This window comes from Rhizobacter sp., assembly GCF_032229685.1.
Taxonomy (GTDB): Bacteria; Pseudomonadota; Gammaproteobacteria; order Burkholderiales; family Burkholderiaceae_C; genus LMDS01.
Genome location: NZ_JAVTWP010000018.1, coordinates 25,282 through 44,312 on the forward strand (window position 1 = coordinate 25,282; position 19,031 = coordinate 44,312).

Sequence of the window (19,031 nt, forward strand, 5' to 3'; positions counted from 1 at the left end):
TCAGCTCTTCTGCAAGAGCTTGCGCAGGGGCGCGGGCAAGCCCGCGGCGAGTGCGGCTTGCTGGGTGAACCAGCCGCCGCTCGGCCAGGTGCTCACGATCTGTGCGACACGTGCCGGGCTGGTGCGCTCGGGCAAGGTCCAGCGCAGCGGGTGCAGCGTCCAGTCGAGGTGGGTGAGCGTGTGCTTGAAGCTGGGCAAGGCCTGCGCTTCGCCGGGCCAGGATTTGCTTGCGGCGTCGAACGCCGCCTTCGAATCGAACTCGGGCAAGCTCCACAACGCAGCCCACACACCGGTCTGCGGGCGTTGCACCAGCCAGACCTGATCGCGCCAGTGCAGCCACAACCACAGGTGCTCGCGCGACTTTCGTTTGAGCTTGCGGGTCTTGACCGGAAAGCGCTGCTGCGTCTGTGTACGCGCTGCGACGCACTGGCCTTGCGCCGGGCACAGCAGGCAAGAAGGCGCGCGCTGCAGGCACACCGTGGCGCCCAGGTCCATCAGGCCCTGGGTGTAGCGCTCGATGCCGTCGTGGGGCAACAAGTGCGTGGCCTGTTCCCACAAGGCGCGCTCTTGAGCGGCTTCGGCCAGATCACCTTCGAAGCCGAGCACGCGCGTCAACACACGCTTGACGTTGCCGTCGAGGATCGCGACCCGTTCACCGAAGCAGAAGGCGGCGATCGCCGCCGCCGTGGAGCGGCCGATGCCAGGCAGGGCGGCCAACTCGGCGCTGCTGCGCGGGAACTGCCCACCGTGTTCGCTGACCACGGCCTGCGCGCAGCGGTGCAGGTTGCGCGCGCGGCTGTAGTAACCCAGGCCGCTCCAGAGCGCGAGCACGTCGTCGAGCGGCGCAGCAGCGAGTGCCTGCACGTCGGCAAAGCGTTGCAGAAAGCGCTCGAAGTAAGAGAGCACGGTGCTCACCTGGGTCTGCTGCAACATGATCTCGGAGAGCCACACGCGGTAAGGGTCGCGTGTGTTCTGCCAGGGCAGCGTGTGGCGGCCGTGCAGCCGCTGCCATTCGATCACGCGTGCGCTGAACGCAGGCTCTTCCGTGAGGCGCGTTGCGCCAGCGCCGACCCGCGCCAAATCAGGCCTGGGCGCGCAGCGGTTGTGCTGCGGCTTCGGGCATCGGCCCGGCGCAGGCCTGCTCGCGCAAAGCCTCGAGCAGGTGACGCGTGCGGCCGAGCAGGCTTTGCAGCCGGTCGTCTTGCGCTTCGATCTCGCCCAGGCGCAGTTCGAGTTCGCTCGCGGCCGTCTGCACCCGTTCGAGCGACTCGCGACGGCGCCGGAAGTTGCGGCGCCGCTCGCGCAGTTGCGAGTCGACCTGCGCCGAAGTGGACTTGTTCCAGATCTCGAGGTCGCCACTCGCGTTCTCGAACACGACGCGCAGCTTGGAGACCAGCATGCGCCGGAACTGTTCCATGAACTTGGGCTGCGACAGGCGCAGTGCCTGCGTGAGGCCCAGGTACTGCACGTAGTTGGTTTCGATCAGGCTGAGTTCTTCGATGTAGCGCTCCATCTCGGGCGCCTTGGTCAGCGCCAGGCTGAAGCCAAACTCGGCATTGAGCCGGGCGAACGAGGCGCCGAGCATGTCGCGCACTTCGACGTTGAGCTGTTGTGCGCCTGTGAGCAGGGCGCGCAGCTTGGCGCACAGCACGATGAAGGCCTTCTTGGCACCCAGGTTGAGCAGCGACTTGTTCATCACCGCCTGCATCTCGCTCACCTCTTCGCGCAGGCGGTCTGAAGACAGGCCGACCAGCGCGTCTTTCAGCATGCGGCTGTGCACGACGCGCAGCGCCTGCAGGCGCACGGTGCACTGCTCGAACTCGGCGGTTTCGGCGTCGACCCGTTCGATCATCAGGCGCAGTTTGGAGCTGCTCTTGCCGCGCAGCCCGCGCAGTTCGAGCATCTGCTCGGCGAGCTGGCGGCGGGTGTCGCCCAGGCGCCGGGCCACATGGGTTTCGATCTGCTGCGCGCCTTCGAGCACCACGTCTTCGAGCACCTGGCGGCGCTGTGGCAGCAGCTGCGTGCCGAGCGCGGATTCGAGTTCGGGCAGGTGGCTGTCGCGCAGCGCGTCATGGTCGCCCATCACACGCGCAGCCAAGGCCTGACGCGCCGAGAGCGGGAACACGCGCTCGGGCGGGATGTCGAGCGTGCGCGCAGTCTCGCGGCGCACGCCGGCGATCTGCGCCTGCACCGCCGCGGCGGTGGCCAGCGGGTCGACCAACGCGTCGATCTTGTTCAGCACCACGAAGCGTGTGGGCGCGTGGCTGCCGAGGTGGTCGCGCCAGATCGCCATGTCGGACTTGGTGACGCCGGTGTCGGCACCGAGGATGAACACCGTGGCGTGCGCCGAAGGCAGCAGGCTCAGCGTGAGTTCGGGCTCGGCGCCGATGGCGTTCAGGCCCGGCGTGTCGAGCACCACCAGCCCCTGCTTGAGCAAGGGGTGCGGGTAGTTGATGACGGCGTGGCGCCAGGCCGGCACCTCGACGCGGCCGGCGTCGTCGAGCGGCGGGTTGTCTTCGGGGTGGGCGTCGTCCCAGAAACCGAGGGCGCGGGCCTGGTCTTTGGTGACAAAACTGGTGCGCGTGACTTCGAGCAGCGACTGCGCCAGTTGCTCCGGGTCGCGCACCAGCAGCGGCACGACTTTCCAGGCGCGGCGCTGCGGGCGCAGCTCGGCGAGCGACAGGCCGTCGAGCCGGGTCTCGATCGGCAACAGCATCAGCGACGAAGCTTCTTCGGCGTCCCAGGCCAGCTCGACCGGGCACATGGTGGTGCGGCCCGGCGTGGCCGGCAGGATGCGCCGGCCGGTATCGGCGAAGAAGATCGCGTTGATCAGTTCAGACTTGCCGCGCGAGAACTCGGCGACGAAGGCGACGACCAGCTTTTCGTTGCCGAGGCGTTCACGCAGCGAACTCACCTGGATGCTCGCCGACTCGTCGACCAGCTCGTGTTCGCCGAGGAAGCGCGAGACGTCGTCGAGCCGCTGCGCGAGCGCCGAACGCCAGCCGCTGAGGGCATCGAGACTGGTGGCGAACGAGGGCGAAGATGTCATGAAGAGCGGTGGTGACGCAGTGGTGGAACGATCAGCGAATCATCGTAGCGCAAGCATTTACGCGGCAGACGAATGAAACATCTGCTCACCAACACAGCCGCAGAAACTGCCAAGCAGTTCCCGAATCGCTCACCGTCGCTGGCAGCCGGCGCAGAAGAATGTGGCGCGCTGGCCCTGCACGATGCGGCGAACGGTGCCATTGCAGCGCAAGCAAGGTTCGCCGGCACGGCCGTAGACCCGCGCCTGCAGCTGGAACTCGCCGGCCATGCCGTGCGCATCGCGAAAGTCGCGCAGCGTGGAGCCGCCGAGCGCGAGCGCGCGGGCGAGCGTTTCACGCACGGCGACGGCCAGCCTGTCGCAGCGTGCGCGGCTGATGCGGTCGCTGCGTGTGCGCGGGTCGATACCGGCTTCGAACAACGCTTCGCACGCGTAAATGTTGCCGGCGCCGACGACGATGGCGCCGCCGAGCAGCGCCTGCTTGATGGCGACACGCCGGCCGCGCAGCGCGGCGTGCAGGTGCTCGCCGGTGAAGGCGGTATCGAACGGTTCGAGCCCGAGCCCCGCGAGCAATTTGCCGGCCGCGCCGGTGTCGAACGAGGGCGACCAGACCACCGCGCCGAAACGCCGCGGGTCGGTCAGGCGCAAGGTGCCGCGGGCGGTGACGAGGTCGAAATGGTCGTGCGGGCCGGGCGCCGCGGGCGCCGCGTCGAACGCCAGCGAGCCCGACATGCCCAGGTGCATCAGCAGGCCGCCGCGATCGAGCGCCAGCCACAAATATTTACCGCGCCGCGTGACCTCGCCGACGGCCTGCGCCACCAGCGATTCCGGCGCGCAGCCGAGCGGCCAGCGCAGCGGCTTGCCCAAGCGAACGGCATGAATCTGTGCACCGTGAATACGCCGCGCAAAACTCTGGCGTGTGACCTCGACCTCGGGCAATTCAGGCATGAAGGGAATTATCGTGGCCGGCTGGGGTCGCATCGCAGCGCCCTAGAATCTTCTTCGCGCCTCCAGGAGCCCGCCGATGCCACTTTTCAGTCCCCGATTCCGGGCCGCCCGCACGCTGGTGGCCGTGGCGGCATCGGCCGCCCTGGCACAAGGCGTTGTCGCCCAGGAAGCCGGCAGCCCGCCGGTGCTGGTCGCGAAAGTCGACAACTCCAACATCGACGCGCCGCTGTTCTACCAGCTGCTGATCGGCGAAATTCAGCTGCGCGAAGGCGAAGCCGGCGCGGCATTCCAGGTGATCCTCGACGCCGCGCGCCGCACGAAAGACGAACAGCTCTTCCGCCGCGCCACCGACATCGCCTTGCAGGCCCGCGCCGGCGACCAGGCGCTCGTGTCGGCCAAGGCCTGGCGCCAGACGCTGCCCGACTCGCTCGACGCCCTGCGCTACCAGATTCAACTGCTGGTCGCCCTGAACCGCCCGCAGGAAACACTCGAGCCTCTGCAAGCGCTGCTGAAGCAGACACCTGCGGCCGAAAGGGCCAGCCTGATCACCGCGCTGCCGCGCTTTTTTGCACGCAGCGCCAACAAGGCAGAGATCGCCACCCTCACCGAACAGGTGCTGCGCCCCTACGTCGACGCGCCCGACACCCGCGTGGCGTCGCTCGTCACCAGCGGCCGCAGTTGGCTCGCGGCACAAGACAACGCCAAGGCGCTGGCCTTCGCACAACGCGCCCACGCGCTGGACGCGGCGGCCGAAGGCCCGGCGGTGCTGGCGCTCGAGCTCCCGCCCGGCGATGCCGCCGCGACCGCGATCGTTCTGAACCATCTGACGGCCCGCCCCGACAGCAACGGCGTGCGCCTGCTCTACGTGCGTGCGCTGCTCGCCGTGCCGCGCTATGGCGACGCCACCACGCAGCTCGAAACATTGACCCGCACCGCGCCGCAGCTGGCGCAGGCCTGGCTGACCCTGGGCGCGCTGCACCTGCAGCTGCGCGAACCGGCGCCGGCGATCGTCGCGCTGCAGAAATACGTCGAACTGGTGCAAGCGGGCGGCGCGCTGCCCAAGCCTGCGGCCGACGCGTCCGATGATGACGATGCGCCCACCACCACCGAAGATGCGCTCACCCGCGCCTGGCTGCTGTTGGCCCAGGCGGCCGATCTGCAGGGTGACTTCCGTGCCTCGGAAGCCTGGCTGGCAAAGATCGACGACCCGCAGCGTGCGCTCGAAGTGCAGACGCGTCGCGCTTCGCTGCTGGCCCGCCAGGGCAAGCTGGCGCAAGCGCGTGAGCTGATCCGGCGCGTGCCCGAAAAAGCGCCGGCCGACGCGCGCGCCAAACTGCTTGCCGAAACGCAGGTGCTGCGCGACGTGAAGCAGTGGAACGAAGCCAACACCCTGCTGGGCAAGGCGAACGTGCAGTTCGCAAACGACGTCGACCTGATCTATGAGCAATCGATGATGCTCGAGAAGCTCAACAAGCTCGACGACATGGAGCGCCTGCTGCGCCGCGTGATCGCGCTCAAGCCCGACCACCAGCACGCCTACAACGCGCTGGGCTACTCGCTGGCTGAACGCAATGTGCGCCTGCCCGAAGCGCGCACGCTGATCAAGAAGGCGCTCGATCTGAGCCCCGGCGAACCGTCGATCACCGACAGCCTGGGTTGGGTCGAATACCGGTTGGGCAACCGCGAAGAAGCGGTGCGCCTGCTGCGCGACGCCTACCGCGGCCAGCCCGACGCCGAGATCGCCGCGCACCTGGGCGAGGTGTTGTGGGTCAGCGGCCAGAAAGACGAGGCCCGCAAGATCTGGCGCGAAGGCCGTGGCAAGGACGCCGGCAACGAAGTGCTGCGCGAAACGCTGGCGCGGCTGCGGGTCGACCTGTGAGTCTGGCGGGCCGTGCGGCATCGCTCGTGGCGGCGGTGCTGCTGGGCGCCTGCGCCATCACGCCCAAAACAATCGACGCGCTTGGCGGCGAAACACTCAGCGGCCGGCTCGCCGTGCGCGTGGAAGCGGCTGCCGGCGCACCGGCCCGCTCGGTCAGCGCGGTCTTCGAATTGCGCGGCGACGCGGGCAACGGCCGCCTCGACCTGAGCACGCCGCTCGGCAGCGTGCTCGCGCAAGCCCGTTGGGCACCGGGCAGCGTGGTGCTCACCACGCCCCAGGGCGATACGAGGTACGAAGATCTCGACGCGCTGACGAGCGCCGTGCTCGGTGAAAGCCTGCCGGTCGCGGCCCTGTTCGACTGGCTGCGCGGCCGGCCCTGGCCGGGTGCGGCCAGCACACCGACAGTCGCCCCGGCCGAACCCGGCTTCGCCCAGCTCGGCTGGGTGGTCAGCCTGGCCCGCTTCGACGACGCCCAGGTGGCGGCCCGGCGCGAGCGCGCACCGGTCGTCACGGTGCGCGCGCAGCTCGACCGGCGCTGAGCGATGGCCTTGCGCGCGCTTTGCGACGTGGCGGCGCCCGCCAAGCTGAACTTCTTTCTGCACGTGACCGGCCGACGCACCGATGGCTACCACCTGCTGCAGTCGCTGTTCGTGCTGATCGACTGGTGCGACACGCTGCACTTCGAGCGCCGCGACGACGGCCGCATCGCACGCCACGATCTTGGCGCCAGGCTGCCCGACGACGACCTGTGCCTGCGCGCTGCGAAGGCCTTGCAGACCGAAAGCGGCACGGCGCTCGGCGCAGACATCTCGATCGACAAACAGGTCCCCTGGGGCGCCGGCATGGGCGGCGGCAGTTCCGACGCCGCCTCGACACTGCTCGCGTTGAACCGACTCTGGGGTCTGAACTGGCCACGCTCGCGGCTGATGGCACTCGGGCTGCAGCTCGGCGCCGACGTGCCGTTTTTCGTGGGCGGCCACAACGCCTTCGTCGAAGGCATCGGCGAGCAGTTGACGCCCGTGCCCGTCGCTCCGGAGCTGTTGGCCGTCGTCAAGCCTGCCGCCAGCATCGAAACCCGTGCCATCTTCGGCAGCCCGCTGCTGGTACGCGACACCGAAGCTGTTATACTTGAAGGCTTGTCTTCGGGTGGGTTTGCCGGCATCAGCGCGTTCGGGTTCGGGCGCAACGATCTGCAGGCGCCGGCCGAGGCAGCGTGCACCGAAGTGGCCCAGGCCGCCGCGATCTTGCAGCGCTGCTTTGGCAACAGCCGCATGACAGGCTCCGGAAGCGCGGTGTTCGCGCGGGTAGTCACCGGAGAATCGGCACGGGAAGGCGCAGCCGAGCGACCCATCGCTCAGATGCCGGCAGATCTGCCGGCAGGGTGGGTTGGCAGAATGTGCCGCAGTCTGCAGCAGCACCCGCTGGTCGGGTGGGCCGACGACTGAAGAGGTTTCGGCCGGCAGCCGCAAGGCTTCCGGCCCGTGTAGGGGAGTCGCCAAGTTGGTTAAGGCATCGGATTTTGATTCCGACATGCGAAGGTTCGAATCCTTCTTCCCCTGCCAAGTTTTCTTGTTTCCCGGTGCGGTACCCCGTGCACGCCGGGGCTTCGCCTAGCCGGAGAGAACGTGCTTTTCAACACCGTGCTGTTCACCGGCAACGCGAATCCTGCCCTGGCGCAGGAGATTGCCACGCATCTGGGCGTCGAGTTGGGCAAGGCCAAGGTCGGCCGCTTCTCCGACGGTGAAGTCGACATCGAGATCCACCAGAACGTTCGCGCCCGCGATATCTTCGTGGTGCAGCCCACTTGCGCGCCCACGAACGAAAACCTGATGGAGCTGTGCATCATGGTCGACGCGCTCAAGCGCGCTTCGGCCCGGCGTGTCACGGCGGTCATTCCGTACTTCGGCTATGCCCGCCAAGACCGCCGCCCGCGCTCAACCCGCGTGCCGATCAGCGCGAAAGTGGTCGCCAACATGCTTGAAGCGGTCGGGGTCGAACGGTTGCTCACGATGGACTTGCATGCCGACCAGATCCAGGGTTTCTTCAACATCCCGGTCGACAACATCTATGCCTCGCCGGTGTTGCTGTCCGACCTGCAGTCCAAGCGCTACGACGACCTCGTGGTCGTCTCGCCCGACGTGGGCGGCGTGGTGCGCGCCCGCGCGCTGGCCAAGCAGCTGAACTGCGACCTGGCCATCATCGACAAGCGCCGCCCGAAAGCCAACGTCTCCGAAGTGATGCACGTGATCGGCGAGATCGACGGCCGCAACTGCGTGATCATGGACGACATGATCGACACCGCCGGCACGCTCGTCAAAGCGGCCGAGGTGCTGAAGGAACGCGGCGCGAAGAAGGTCTACGCCTACTGCACGCACGCGGTGTTTTCCGGCCCGGCCATCGAACGTATCCGTAATTCGGCGCTCGACGAGGTCGTGATCACCAACACCATTCCGCTCAGCGAAGAAGGCAAGAAGTGCACGAAGGTGCGCCAGCAGTCGGTGGCCTTCCTGTTCGCCGAAACCATCCGCCGCATTTCCGACGGCGAATCGGTCACTTCCTTGTTCGCTGAACAGAACAGCAACTTCTGAAATACGAGAGCCGGGGTGCTTTCGGGCGCCCCTTCTTGTCTGTGGGCCTTGCGGCCTGTTACCCCGAAGGACCTGGTCGCGGGCCTTCACCACCTTGGAGTCATTCATGAAATTCACCGCTTTCGAGCGCACGTTGCAGGGGACCGGAGCGAGCCGCCGCCTGCGCAATGCGCAAAAGGTCCCGGGCATCGTTTATGGCGCGGGCACGCCGGCCATGATCGAACTCGATCACAACGCCCTGTTCTTCGCCCTGAAGAAGGAAGCCTTCCACTCGTCCATTCTCGAAATGGACCTGGCCGGCAAGACCGAACAGGTGCTGCTGCGTGACTACCAGATGCACCCGTTCCGCCCGATCGTGCTGCACATCGACTTCCAGCGTGTCGATGCCACCACCAAGATCGTGAAGAAGGTGCCGCTGCACTTCATCAACGAAGAAAACTCGCCGGCCGTCAAGACCGACAGCTGCGTCGTGAACCACGTGGTCACCGAGCTGCGCATCTCCTGCCTGGCTTCGCAACTGCCCGAGTTCCTGACCATCGACCTGGGCAACCTGGCCAAGGGCCAGACCCTGCACGTCAACGACATCAAGCTCGCCGACGGCATCAAGGTCATGACCCAGGGCAAGCCGAACCCGGTGATCGTGTCGGTGTCGGCTCAGGCCGCTGAAGAAGAAGCCGCCGCTCCGGTGGTCGTCGCCGCCCCTGCCGAGAAGACCAAGGCCAAGAAGACCGAGAAGCAGAACAAGAAGTAAACCCTCGGGTGCACCCGCAAGGGTGAAGCGAAGCCCCACCTCGGTGGGGCTTTTTTGTGCCCGGCTCGACTCGATAATTCAAGCCATGATTCGACTCCTTGTCGGCCTGGGGAACCCCGGCCCCGAATACGAAGCCACCCGCCACAACGCCGGGTTCTGGTTCATCGACGACGTGGCACGCCAGCTCGGCGCCCACCTGGTGCCGGAGCGCAGCTACTTCGGCCTGGTGGCGCGCGTGAACCGGCCCGACGGCCCGATCTGGCTGCTCGAGCCGATGACCTTCATGAACCTCTCGGGCAAGTCGGTCGCTGCGCTCGCGCGCTTCTTCAAGATCGCGCCCAACGAGATCCTGGTCGCGCACGACGAACTCGACGTGCAGCCCGGCAACGCCAAGATGAAGATCGGCGGTGGCCACGGGGGGCACAACGGCCTGAAAGACATCAACGCCCAGCTCGGCAGCCCTGATTACTGGCGGCTGCGCCTGGGCATCGGCCACCCGGGCGTGAAAGCCGAGGTGGTCGACTACGTGCTGCGCAAGCCGCCCGCCGAGCAGCGCGAAGCGATCGACAAGAGCATCAAGCAGTCGCTCGGTGCGCTCGACCTGATGCTCGCCGGCGACATGGACAAGGCGCTGATGAAGGTCCACGCCCAACCACCCAGGCCCAAGCCACCGAAGCCGCCGAGACCGGCCCCGGCCGACGCGGCCACCGAGCTGCCTGCCGTCACCCACACCCCACCCGAGGAGTCGACATGAAAACCGCCGCCGTTGTCGTGCTGATGTTCTGTGCTGCCATGGGCTCGGCGCAGGCCGAGGCGGTCTACCGCTGCGGCAACGCGTATTCGCCCACCCCGTGCGCCCAGGGCAGGCTGGTCGACGCGGCCGATTCGCGCAGCGCCGAGCAGCGCGCCGAGGGGGCACGGGTGGCAGCCAGTGAACGCCGGCTTGCGAGCGAGATGCGGCGCGATCGGCTCGCAGAAGAAGCGGCCTTGAGGCCGGCGCTGGCGGGAAGCCTCAGTGCGCCGAAGGCGGTGACCGCGGCCGACCACGGCCTCGCGAAGAAGAAGCGCGGATCAACGAAACTGGCCGCACACAAGGACTTCGTGGTAACCGTGGCGAGCGACAAGAAGAAGCGCGCACGCACATAGGCCGCTGAAGCTCAGGCCCCGCTCACCTCGCCCGCGTTGGCCGCTTGCTGCAACCGGCGGTACTTGGCCCAGAGAGACTCCTTGCTCTCCACGTGAGCCGGGTTCACCGGAATGCAATCGACCGGGCAGACCTGCACACACTGCGGCTCGTCGAAGTGGCCCACGCACTCGGTGCATTTGGCGTGGTCGATCTCATAGATCTCGACGCCCATCGAGATCGCCTGGTTCGGGCACTCGGGCTCGCACACATCGCAATTGATGCATTCATCCGTGATCAGAAGTGCCATGACAGTCTCAAGCCTCGGTGGCCCTCACCCGCTGACTCAGCCGGTCGAGCACCGAGGGTGACACGAACTTCGAAACATCACCGCCCAAGGTGGCAATTTCGCGCACGAAGGTGCCCGATACGAACTGGTAGCGGTCGCCCGGGGTGAGGAACATGGTTTCCACCTCGGGCATCAGCTGGCGGTTCATGCCGGCCATCTGGAACTCGTATTCGAAGTCGCTGACCGCGCGCAGCCCGCGCACCACGACCTTGCCGCCGTTGCCGACCACGAAGTCACGCAACAGGCCGCGAAAGGCCATCACCTCGATGTTCGGGTACTTGGCGGCCAGCTCGGTGGCGATGTCGAGCCGCTCGGCGATCGTGAACATCGTGCGCTTGTGATGGCCGGCCGCCACCGCGACGATCAAGCGTTCGAACAGGCGGCTGGCACGGCGCATCAGGTCTTCGTGCCCGAGGGTCATCGGGTCGAACGTACCAGGGTAGACAGCGGTGAGTTTGGTCACAGAGGTCAAGGTGCGCTCCAGACGGTTGAATTCGGCCGCAGTGTAAGCCGGGCCACGCTCATGCAGGCCCCAGACGCTGCAGCAGGTGAAAGTGCACCGCGCCGGCACGAGACTGGCGGTGCAATCTGAAACCGAGCGCCACCACGGCCTCGGGCTGCAGCGGTGCCCCCGCCTCGACATAGACAAATCCCTGCGCCACGACCACGCGCGATGCCAGGGCCAGCGCCGGCTCAGCCAACGCGGCATCGAACGGCGGGTCGAGAAACACCAGCTCGAACGAAGCCGGCGGGCATCGCGCCATCCAGCTCATCGCGTCGGTGTTCTCGATGCGAAGCTGATCGGCCTTCAGGCGCAGCTTCGATTCGCCCAGGCTGGCCGCGAGGCGCCGGTCGCGTTCCAGCAGCACCACCAGGTCGGCGCCCCGCGAGGCCGCTTCGAAGCCGAGCGCCCCGGCGCCGGCAAAAGCATCGAGGCAACGCCAGCCGCTCAGGTCTTGCCCCAGCCAGTTGAAGAGCGTTTCGCGCACCCGGTCGGGCGTGGGGCGCAAGCCCGGGGCGTCGGCCACCGGCAACTTGCTGCGTTTCCACTGCCCGCCGATCAGGCGGACCTCGCTGCGCCTTGGCGGCGCCGTCATGAACGAACCGGAATGCCGTCTCGCGCCAGCAGCGCCTTGGCCTGGCCGACGCTGAACTCGCCGTAGTGGAAGATGCTGGCGGCCAGCACCGCGTCGGCGCCGCCGATGCGGATGCCCTCGGACAGGTGTTCGAGCGCGCCGACACCCCCCGAAGCGATCACCGGCACGCTGACCGCATCGCTCACCGCGCGGGTGAGCTTCAGGTCGAAGCCGCTCTTCGTGCCGTCGCGGTCCATGCTGGTGAGCAGGATCTCGCCGGCGCCCTGCTTCGTCATCTCGCGCGCCCAGTCGACCGCGTCGAGCCCGGTGTTCTTGCGCCCGCCGTGCGTGTAGACGTCCCAGCCCGAGCCGTCGGCACGCGCTTTCGCGTCGATGGCGACGACGATGCACTGCGCGCCGTACTTCTGCGAGGCTTCGTGAATGACCTGCGGGTTGGCCACCGCCGCCGAATTGAAGCTGACCTTGTCGGCGCCGGCATTGAGCAGCCGGCGCACGTCGGCCACCGAACGCACGCCGCCGCCCACCGTGAGCGGAATGAACACCTGCGAGGCCACCGCCTCGATGATGTGCAGGATCAGGTCGCGGCCGTCGCTGGTGGCGGTGATGTCGAGGAAGGTCAGTTCGTCGGCGCCCTGCTCGTTGTAGCGCGCCGCGATCTCGACCGGGTCGCCAGCATCCCGCAGCTCGACGAAGTTCACGCCCTTGACGACCCGCCCGCCGGTCACGTCCAGGCACGGGATGATGCGTTTTGCAAGCATCTCAGTGCTTGCCCTTCGGACCTTTGCGCATCAGGCCGCGCCGATCTCGTCGGCGCGTGTCTGCGCGGCGGCGAAGTCGAGATCGCCGCTGTAGATCGCGCGCCCGCAGATCACGCCGCTGACGCCCTGGTCTTCGACGGCGCAAAGCCGCTCGATGTCGGCGATGTTCGACAGGCCGCCGGACGCGATCACCGGGATCGTCAGCGCCTGCGCCAGCTTCACGGTCGCTTCGATGTTGATGCCGCTGAGCATGCCGTCGCGCCCGATGTCGGTGTAGATCACGCCTTCGACGCCGTAGTCCTGGAACTTCTTCGCCAGGTCGACCACCTCGTGGCCGGTGAGCTTGCTCCAGCCGTCGGTGGCGACCTTGCCGTCTTTCGCGTCGAGGCCCACGATGATGTGGCCGCCGAACGCGGTGCAGGCATCACGCAGGAAGCCCGGGTTCTTGACCGCGGCGGTGCCGATGATGATGAACGAGAGGCCGTCGTCGAGGTAACGCTCGATCGTGTCGAGGTCGCGGATGCCACCGCCCAGTTGCACCGGGATCTCGTCGCCCACTTCGGCCAGGATCGCCTTGATCGCGCCTTCGTTCACGGGCTTGCCGGCAAAGGCGCCGTTGAGGTCGACCAGGTGCAGGCGGCGAGCGCCGGCGTCGACCCAGCGCCGGGCCATCTGCGCCGGGTCTTCGCCGAAGGTGGTCGAGAGCTTCATGTCGCCCTGTTGCAGGCGGACGCAGTGACCGTCTTTCAGGTCGATCGCAGGAATGAGCAGCATGGCCGAAGGGCGGGTGGTGAAGTGGGGGCGCCGGAGAAATCGCGAAAGGGATCAGGCTGACAGCGTCTGGTCACGGGTTCCAGTGAAGGAAATTGCGATACAGCGCCAGGCCGTGCTCGGCGCTTTTCTCGGGGTGGAACTGGGTGGCGAAAATGTTATCGCGCGCCAGCGCCGAGGTAAAGCGGCTTCCGTACTCGGTTTCACCGGCGCTGTGGCGCGGGTCCGACGGGCGGGCGTGGTAGCTGTGCACGAAGTAGAAATAGGCGCCGTCGGGCACGCCCGCCCACACCGCGTGCGGCCGGGTCTGCAAGACGCGGTTCCAGCCCATCTGCGGCACCTTGTAGCGGCTGCCGTCGGGCTGAAGCCGCCCTTCGAGCTCGAAGCGGATCACGTCGCCGGCAAACAGCCCCAGCCCGTCGGTCGGCCCTTCGTCGCTGCGCGACAGCAGCATCTGCATGCCCACGCACACGCCCATCAAGGGCTTGTGGGCCGCGGCATGCAACACGGCGTCTTGCAGGCCCGACTCGCGCAGCTCGCGCATGCAGTCGGGCATGGCGCCCTGGCCGGGCAGCACCACACGATCGGCGGCGAACACCACTTCGGGCTTGGAGGTGACGATCACGTCCACGCCCGAGCCTTGGGCCACGTGCATCACCGCCTGCGACACCGAGCGCAGGTTGCCCATGCCGTAGTCGACAACGGCAACGGTCTTGCTCATGTCAGAGGCTGCCTTTGGTCGACGGAATGACGCCGGCCGCGCGCGGGTCGATCTCGAGCGCCATGCGCAGCGCCCGCGCGAAGGCCTTGAAGATCGTCTCGCACTGGTGGTGCGCGTTGTCGCCTTGCAGGTTGTCGATGTGCAGCGTCACGCCGGCGTGGTTGCTGAAGCCCTGGAAGAACTCGTAGACCAGTTGCGAGTCGAGCGCACCGATCATGCCGCTCTTGAAGTCGACGCGCATGTGCAGGCCGGGCCGGCCCGAGAAGTCGATGACGACGCGCGACAGCGCTTCGTCGAGCGGCACGTAGGCATGGCCGTAGCGGCGCAGGCCCTTCTTGTCGCCGACCGCCTTGGCCATCGCCTGGCCCAAGGTGATGCCCACGTCTTCGACCGTGTGGTGGCCGTCGATGTGCAGGTCGCCCTTGGCGTCGATGTCGAGGTCGATCAGGCCGTGGCGCGCGATCTGGTCGAGCATGTGGTCGAAGAAGCCGATGCCGGTCGAGAACTTGGCGGCGCCGGTGCCGTCGAGGTTCAGCGCGACGCGGATCTGCGTCTCGTTGGTGTTGCGAACCACCTCGGCTCGACGTTGCAAATTCGGCTCGGGCATCGTCATCACAGGCTCGCTTTCAGCGCGTCGATCATCAAGGTGTTTTCTTCCGGCGTGCCGACGGTGAGCCGCACGCAGTGGGCCAGCAGCGGGTGCAGGCCGGCGATGTTCTTCACAAGCACGCCGCGTGCCTTCATGCCTTCGAAGCAGCGCTTCGAGTCGGGCACGCGCACGAGGATCATGTTGGCTTCGCTGGGAAATGCCTTCACGCCCGGAATGGCCTGCAACGCAGATTGCAGGCGCGCGCGCTCGCTGCGCAGCACGGCCGCCTGCTTCGCGAACTCGTCGGCGTGCTCCAGCGCGAACAGCGTCGCTTCGGCGTTCAGCGCACTGATGTTGTAGGGCGGGCGCACCTTGTCGATCTCGTCGATCAACGCCGCCGCGCCGACCATGTAGCCCAGCCGCACGCCGGCCAGGCCGAACTTGCTGAGCGTGCGCATCACGAGCACATGGTCGTGCTGCGCCACGCGGTCCATCCACGTGCTGCTGGAGAACGGCTGGTAGGCCTCGTCGAAGACCACCAGCCCGCCCTGCTCGCCCACGGCAGACACTATTGCGGAGATCACGCCCGCATCGAACAGGTTCGCCGTCGGGTTGTTCGGGTGCGCGATGTAGGTGATGGCCGGGCGGTGCTGGGCGATGGCCGCGAGCATCGCGTCGCCGTCGAGTTCGAAGTCGGCGGTGGTCGGCACGCCCACGAACTTCAGCCCCTGCAACTTCGCCGACATCTCGTACATCACGAAGCCGGGCAGCGGCGCGAGGATCGTGGCACCCGGTACGTCGCAGGCCAGGGCCAGCAACGAGATCAGTTCGTCCGAGCCGTTGCCGAGCATCAGCTTGCAGCCCGCAGGCAGCTTCACGTACTTGGAGAGCGCGGCGATCACGTCGGCCACGCAGACCACCGGGTAGCGGTTGATCGCGACGCGGCCCAGGCGCTCGCCAAGTTCCTTCTGCAAAGCCTCGCTCAGGCGGAACGGGTTCTCCATCGCGTCGAGCTTGACCAGGCCGGTGCTGTCCTGGATCGCATAGGCATGCATCGACTGGATGTCCTGGCGCACCAGCTTCTTCAGCCGTTCCTGCAGCGTGATCATCGGGATTTCTCCATCCGCATTTCGGCCGCGCGTGCGTGCGCCTGCAGCCCTTCGCCATAGGCCAGTTCGGCCGCGATCGGCCCGAGCTTGTGCGCGCCGGCTTCGCTCACTTCGATCAGGCTGCTGCGCTTCTGAAAGTCGTAGACGCCCAGCGGCGAAGAAAAGCGCGCCGTGCCGGCCGTGGGCAACACATGGTTCGGCCCCGCGCAGTAGTCGCCCAGGCTTTCGCTGGTGAAGGCGCCGAGGAAGATCGCGCCGGCATGGCGCAGCAGCGGTTCCCAGCGCTGCGGCTCGCGCGAACTCACTTCGAGGTGCTCTGGCGCGATGCGGTTGCTGATCTCGCAGGCCTCTTCCATGCTGCGCGTGTGGATCAACGCACCCCGCCCTTCGAGCGATGCGCGGATCACCGCAGCGCGCGGCATGCCGGGCAGCAGGCGGTCGATCGCTTCTTGCACCGCCGCGACGTAGGCCGCGTCGGGGCACAGAAGAATGCTCTGCGCCATCTCGTCGTGTTCGGCCTGGCTGAACAAGTCCATCGCCACCCAGTCGGGCGGTGTCGTGCCGTCGGCGAGCACGAGGATCTCGCTCGGGCCCGCGATCATGTCGATGCCGACGTGGCCGAACACGCGCCGCTTGGCGCTGGCCACGTAGGCGTTGCCGGGGCCGGTGATCTTGTGCACCGCCGGAATGGTCTGGGTGCCGAACGCGAGCGCGCCCACCGCCTGCGCGCCGCCGATCGTGAACACGCGGTCGACCCCGGCAATCGCCGCGGCCGCGAGCACCATCGCATTGCGCTCGCCTTTCGGCGTGGGCACGACCATCACGATCTCGCCCACACCGGCCACCTTGGCCGGCAGCGCGTTCATCAACACGCTCGACGGGTAAGCAGCCTTGCCACCCGGCACGTAGATGCCCACGCGGTCGAGTGGCGTGACCTTCTGGCCGAGCAGCGTCCCGTCTTCGTCGCGGTAACTCCACGAGCGGCCGCAGGCTTCGAGCTGGCGCTCGTGGTAGCTGCGCACACGCTGCGCCGCAGCTTCGAGCGCGCCGCGCTGCGTCGGCGTCACGGCCTGAAGCGCGGCCTGCAATGCTTCGCGCCCGATCTCGAGCGAAGCGACGCGCTCGGCAGCCACGCCGTCGAAACGCTGCGTGTATTCGAGCACGGCTGCATCACCACGGTTTTTCACGTCGGCCAAGATGGCCGCGACACGCTCTTCGATTGCGTTGTCGGTCTCTGCCGACCAGTGCAATACCCGTTGAAACTCGACCTCGAAGTCGGCCGAGGTGGTGATCAGTTGACGAACCTTGACGCTCATGCCCGCGCCCCCACCGCCACCTCGAACGCATCGACGATGCCGCGAATCGCTTCGCGCTTGAGCTTGAGCGCCGCCTGGTTCACGATCAACCTCGACGAGATCTTCATGATCTCTTCCACCTCGACCAAGTGGTTTGCACGCAGCGTGTTGCCACTCGACACCAGGTCGACAATCGCATCGGCCAGCCCGGTCAGCGGCGCCAGCTCCATCGAGCCGTACAACTTGATCAGGTCGACGTGCACCCCCTTGTTCGCGAAGTGATCGCGCGCGATCTGCGTGAACTTGGTCGCCACGCGGATGCGCGAACCTTGCTTCACCGCGCCGGCATAGTCGAAGTCGGCCCGCACCGCCACGCTCATGCGGCACTTGGCGATCTGCAGATCAAGTGGTTGGTAGAGGCCGGTGCCGCCGTGTTCGAGCAGCGTGTCCTTGCCGACCACGCCGATGTCGGCGCCGCCGTACTGCACGTAGGTCGGCACGTCGGAAGCACGCACCAGCACCAACCGCACGTCGGGCCGGCTCGTGCCGACGATCAGCTTGCGTGTCTTCTCCGGGTCTTCAGACACCTCGATGCCGGCCGCGCTCAGCAGCGGCACGATCTCGTCGAAGATGCGGCCTTTCGGCAAGGCGAAGGTAATCACTTCGATCTTTCGATGTCGGCGCCGATGCCGCGCAGTTTGCTTTCCATGCGGTCGTAGCCACGGTCGAGGTGGTAGATGCGGTCGACCACCGTCTGCCCGTCGGCCACGAGGCCGGCGATCACCAGGCTCGCCGACGCACGCAGGTCGGTCGCCATCACGGTCGCGCCCGACAACTTGTCGACGCCATGCACGACCGCCGTGTGCCCGTCGATCTCGATCTTCGCGCCCAGGCGCACCAGTTCGTTGACGTGCATGAAACGGTTTTCGAAGATCGTTTCGGTGATGACCGCCGTGCCCGAGGCGATGCAGTCGAGCGCCATGAACTGCGCCTGCATGTCGGTCGGGAAGGCCGGGTACTCGCTGGTGCGAAAGCTCACCGCGCGGGCGCGATGCTGGTTCTTCACGCGGATCCAGCCCGCGGCCACATCGGCTTCGACGGTGATGCCGGCTTCGCGCAGCTTGTCGATCACGGTTTCGAGGTGGCTCGCATTGGCGCGCCGCAGGATCACGTCACCGCCCGTCGCCGCCACGGCGCACAGGAAGGTGCCGGTCTCGATGCGGTCGGGCACGATGCGGTGTGACACGCCGCGCAGGCGATCCACCCCTTCGATGCGGATGCGGCTCGTGCCGTGGCCTTCGATCTTCGCGCCCATGCCGATCAGCATCTCTGCCAGGTCGCCGATCTCGGGTTCTTGCGCCGCGTTCTCGAGCACCGTTTCGCCTTCGGCGAGCGTGGCGGCCATCAGCAGGTTCTCGGTGCCGGTCACGGTGACCATGTCGGTCGTGATGCGCGCGCCCTTGAGCCGCGCCGCCTTGGCGAGGATGTAGCCGTGCTCGACCGTGATCTGCGCACCCATCGCCTGCAGGCCCTTGATGTGCTGGTCAACGGGCCGCGAGCCGATGGCGCAGCCCCCGGGCAACGACACCGTGGCTTCACCGAAGCGCGCGAGCAGCGGCCCGAGCGCCAGGATCGACGCACGCATCGTCTTCACGAGTTCGTAAGGCGCTTCGGGCGACGTGACGCGGCTCGCGTCGAGCGCCACCGTTTCAGGCTCGGCTTCGCTGGTCTCGGCCGCCACGCCCATGTTGCGCAGCAGCTTGAGCATGGTGTTCACGTCTTGCAGGCGCGGCACGTTGGTCAAGGTGACCGGCTCGGCCGTGAGCAGCGCAGCGCACAACTCGGGCAGCGCAGCGTTCTTGGCGCCGGAGATCGTGACCTCGCCTTCGAGCCGGCGGCCACCACGAATCAGGAGTTTGTCCATAGGGATGCAGCGTGTTCGTACAGCGCCCCAGGGTTCTCGCAACGACCGTTCAGCTCTCGGGTGGCCGCGGGGCCAGCACGAAG

21 protein-coding genes and 1 tRNA gene are annotated in these 19,031 nt (G+C 67.2%); 8 read left to right on the forward strand and 14 right to left on the reverse strand.

Translation table 11 applies throughout. The features are described 5' to 3' along the window. From mutY to mutM, 3 genes are all read right to left on the reverse strand, one after another. Nucleotides 1-1,020 (reverse strand): A/G-specific adenine glycosylase, encoded by a 1,020-nt coding sequence (mutY, locus tag AC30PD_RS07970; protein WP_489535114.1) that lies wholly within the window; start codon nt 1,018-1,020, stop codon nt 1-3. Nucleotides 1,021-1,081: 61 nt separating this feature from the next. Beyond that, a complete protein-coding gene (locus AC30PD_RS07975; protein WP_489535115.1) occupies nt 1,082-3,049 on the reverse strand; it encodes a dynamin family protein in 1,968 nt (655 codons plus the stop codon). A gap of 129 nt (nt 3,050-3,178) precedes the next feature. Continuing rightward, nucleotides 3,179-3,994 carry a bifunctional DNA-formamidopyrimidine glycosylase/DNA-(apurinic or apyrimidinic site) lyase gene (gene mutM, locus AC30PD_RS07980; protein WP_489535116.1) on the reverse strand — a complete coding sequence of 272 codons (816 nt, stop codon included), beginning with the start codon at nt 3,992-3,994 and terminating at the stop codon, nt 3,179-3,181. A 76-nt stretch (nt 3,995-4,070) separates the two neighbouring features. On the opposite strand from mutM, the gene AC30PD_RS07985 reads away from it, so the two are divergent. The 8 genes from AC30PD_RS07985 (at nt 4,071) to AC30PD_RS08020 (ending at nt 10,358) form a co-directional block, all read left to right on the forward strand. Then, nucleotides 4,071-5,873: a tetratricopeptide repeat protein gene (locus AC30PD_RS07985; protein ID WP_489535117.1), complete on the forward strand. Its 1,803-nt coding sequence runs from the start codon at nt 4,071-4,073 to the stop codon at nt 5,871-5,873. Next, on the forward strand, nt 5,870-6,412 hold the full coding sequence (locus AC30PD_RS07990) for an outer membrane lipoprotein LolB (RefSeq protein ID WP_489535118.1): 543 nt from the start codon (nt 5,870-5,872) through the stop codon (nt 6,410-6,412). Before AC30PD_RS07985 ends, AC30PD_RS07990 begins: the two co-directional genes overlap by 4 nt. Nucleotides 6,413-6,415: 3 nt before the next feature. Further along, on the forward strand, nt 6,416-7,318 hold the full coding sequence (gene ispE / locus AC30PD_RS07995; RefSeq protein ID WP_489535119.1) for a 4-(cytidine 5'-diphospho)-2-C-methyl-D-erythritol kinase: 903 nt from the start codon (nt 6,416-6,418) through the stop codon (nt 7,316-7,318). Between the two features lie 40 nt (nt 7,319-7,358). Then, nucleotides 7,359-7,435: transfer RNA gene (locus AC30PD_RS08000), tRNA-Gln, on the forward strand. A 63-nt stretch (nt 7,436-7,498) separates the two neighbouring features. Continuing rightward, complete coding sequence (locus tag AC30PD_RS08005) at nt 7,499-8,461, forward strand: ribose-phosphate pyrophosphokinase (protein ID WP_489535120.1); 963 nt, start codon at nt 7,499-7,501, stop codon at nt 8,459-8,461. 106 nt (nt 8,462-8,567) lie between these two features. Continuing rightward, nucleotides 8,568-9,212: a 50S ribosomal protein L25/general stress protein Ctc gene (locus tag AC30PD_RS08010; protein ID WP_489535121.1), complete on the forward strand. Its 645-nt coding sequence runs from the start codon at nt 8,568-8,570 to the stop codon at nt 9,210-9,212. 85 nt (nt 9,213-9,297) lie between these two features. After that, nucleotides 9,298-9,966: an aminoacyl-tRNA hydrolase gene (gene pth, locus AC30PD_RS08015; protein WP_489535122.1), complete on the forward strand. Its 669-nt coding sequence runs from the start codon at nt 9,298-9,300 to the stop codon at nt 9,964-9,966. Beyond that, nucleotides 9,963-10,358 (forward strand): hypothetical protein, encoded by a 396-nt coding sequence (locus AC30PD_RS08020; protein ID WP_489535123.1) that lies wholly within the window; start codon nt 9,963-9,965, stop codon nt 10,356-10,358. Before pth ends, AC30PD_RS08020 begins: the two co-directional genes overlap by 4 nt. Before the next feature lie 11 nt (nt 10,359-10,369). Here the strand turns inward: AC30PD_RS08020 and AC30PD_RS08025 are convergent, their stop codons facing one another. The 11 genes from AC30PD_RS08025 to murA form a co-directional block, all read right to left on the reverse strand. Beyond that, nucleotides 10,370-10,645, reverse strand: coding sequence for a YfhL family 4Fe-4S dicluster ferredoxin (locus AC30PD_RS08025; protein WP_489535124.1), 276 nt, complete (start codon nt 10,643-10,645; stop codon nt 10,370-10,372). 7 nt (nt 10,646-10,652) lie between these two features. Continuing rightward, complete coding sequence (coaD, locus tag AC30PD_RS08030; protein ID WP_489535125.1) at nt 10,653-11,156, reverse strand: pantetheine-phosphate adenylyltransferase; 504 nt, start codon at nt 11,154-11,156, stop codon at nt 10,653-10,655. Nucleotides 11,157-11,205: 49 nt separating this feature from the next. Beyond that, entirely contained in the window at nt 11,206-11,781 is a 576-nt protein-coding gene (gene rsmD, locus AC30PD_RS08035) for a 16S rRNA (guanine(966)-N(2))-methyltransferase RsmD (RefSeq protein ID WP_489535126.1), read from the reverse strand. Then, on the reverse strand, nt 11,778-12,539 hold the full coding sequence (gene hisF, locus AC30PD_RS08040) for an imidazole glycerol phosphate synthase subunit HisF (protein WP_489535127.1): 762 nt from the start codon (nt 12,537-12,539) through the stop codon (nt 11,778-11,780). Before hisF ends, rsmD begins: the two co-directional genes overlap by 4 nt. 30 nt (nt 12,540-12,569) lie before the next feature. Continuing rightward, on the reverse strand, nt 12,570-13,313 hold the full coding sequence (hisA, locus tag AC30PD_RS08045; RefSeq protein ID WP_489535128.1) for a 1-(5-phosphoribosyl)-5-[(5-phosphoribosylamino)methylideneamino]imidazole-4-carboxamide isomerase: 744 nt from the start codon (nt 13,311-13,313) through the stop codon (nt 12,570-12,572). Between the two features lie 70 nt (nt 13,314-13,383). Then, nucleotides 13,384-14,031, reverse strand: a complete 648-nt coding sequence (gene hisH / locus AC30PD_RS08050) for an imidazole glycerol phosphate synthase subunit HisH (protein WP_489535129.1) — start codon at nt 14,029-14,031, stop codon at nt 13,384-13,386. Between the two features lies 1 nt (nt 14,032). Then, nucleotides 14,033-14,644 (reverse strand): imidazoleglycerol-phosphate dehydratase HisB, encoded by a 612-nt coding sequence (gene hisB / locus AC30PD_RS08055; protein ID WP_489535130.1) that lies wholly within the window; start codon nt 14,642-14,644, stop codon nt 14,033-14,035. Continuing rightward, on the reverse strand, nt 14,644-15,729 hold the full coding sequence (hisC, locus tag AC30PD_RS08060) for a histidinol-phosphate transaminase (RefSeq protein WP_489535131.1): 1,086 nt from the start codon (nt 15,727-15,729) through the stop codon (nt 14,644-14,646). The genes hisB and hisC overlap by 1 nt, the downstream gene beginning before the upstream one ends. Next, nucleotides 15,726-17,045, reverse strand: coding sequence for a histidinol dehydrogenase (gene hisD, locus AC30PD_RS08065; RefSeq protein WP_489535132.1), 1,320 nt, complete (start codon nt 17,043-17,045; stop codon nt 15,726-15,728). The genes hisC and hisD overlap by 4 nt, the downstream gene beginning before the upstream one ends. After that, the gene (hisG, locus tag AC30PD_RS08070; RefSeq protein ID WP_489535133.1) at nt 17,042-17,686 is read right to left on the reverse strand and encodes an ATP phosphoribosyltransferase; all 645 of its coding nucleotides are present in this window, start codon (nt 17,684-17,686) and stop codon (nt 17,042-17,044) included. The genes hisD and hisG overlap by 4 nt, the downstream gene beginning before the upstream one ends. After that, nucleotides 17,683-18,948: a UDP-N-acetylglucosamine 1-carboxyvinyltransferase gene (gene murA / locus AC30PD_RS08075; RefSeq protein ID WP_489535134.1), complete on the reverse strand. Its 1,266-nt coding sequence runs from the start codon at nt 18,946-18,948 to the stop codon at nt 17,683-17,685. The genes hisG and murA overlap by 4 nt, the downstream gene beginning before the upstream one ends. Nucleotides 18,949-19,031 lie beyond the last annotated feature (83 nt).

Excerpts from the sequence above, each read along its gene's own strand:
- AC30PD_RS07975 (WP_489535115.1), bottom strand. The coding sequence starts at position 3,049 with ATGACATCTTCGCCCTCGTTCGCCACCAGTCTCGATGCCCTCAGCGGC.
- mutM (WP_489535116.1), bottom strand. The coding sequence starts at position 3,994 with ATGCCTGAATTGCCCGAGGTCGAGGTCACACGCCAGAGTTTTGCGCGG.
- AC30PD_RS07985 (WP_489535117.1), top strand. The coding sequence starts at position 4,071 with ATGCCACTTTTCAGTCCCCGATTCCGGGCCGCCCGCACGCTGGTGGCC.
- ispE (WP_489535119.1), top strand. The coding sequence starts at position 6,416 with ATGGCCTTGCGCGCGCTTTGCGACGTGGCGGCGCCCGCCAAGCTGAAC.
- AC30PD_RS08010 (WP_489535121.1), top strand. The coding sequence starts at position 8,568 with ATGAAATTCACCGCTTTCGAGCGCACGTTGCAGGGGACCGGAGCGAGC.
- pth (WP_489535122.1), top strand. The coding sequence starts at position 9,298 with ATGATTCGACTCCTTGTCGGCCTGGGGAACCCCGGCCCCGAATACGAA.
- AC30PD_RS08020 (WP_489535123.1), top strand. The coding sequence starts at position 9,963 with ATGAAAACCGCCGCCGTTGTCGTGCTGATGTTCTGTGCTGCCATGGGC.
- AC30PD_RS08025 (WP_489535124.1), bottom strand. The coding sequence starts at position 10,645 with ATGGCACTTCTGATCACGGATGAATGCATCAATTGCGATGTGTGCGAG.
- rsmD (WP_489535126.1), bottom strand. The coding sequence starts at position 11,781 with ATGACGGCGCCGCCAAGGCGCAGCGAGGTCCGCCTGATCGGCGGGCAG.
- hisF (WP_489535127.1), bottom strand. The coding sequence starts at position 12,539 with ATGCTTGCAAAACGCATCATCCCGTGCCTGGACGTGACCGGCGGGCGG.
- hisA (WP_489535128.1), bottom strand. The coding sequence starts at position 13,313 with ATGCTGCTCATTCCTGCGATCGACCTGAAAGACGGTCACTGCGTCCGC.
- hisH (WP_489535129.1), bottom strand. The coding sequence starts at position 14,031 with ATGAGCAAGACCGTTGCCGTTGTCGACTACGGCATGGGCAACCTGCGC.
- hisB (WP_489535130.1), bottom strand. The coding sequence starts at position 14,644 with ATGACGATGCCCGAGCCGAATTTGCAACGTCGAGCCGAGGTGGTTCGC.
- hisC (WP_489535131.1), bottom strand. The coding sequence starts at position 15,729 with ATGATCACGCTGCAGGAACGGCTGAAGAAGCTGGTGCGCCAGGACATC.
- hisD (WP_489535132.1), bottom strand. The coding sequence starts at position 17,045 with ATGAGCGTCAAGGTTCGTCAACTGATCACCACCTCGGCCGACTTCGAG.
- murA (WP_489535134.1), bottom strand. The coding sequence starts at position 18,948 with ATGGACAAACTCCTGATTCGTGGTGGCCGCCGGCTCGAAGGCGAGGTC.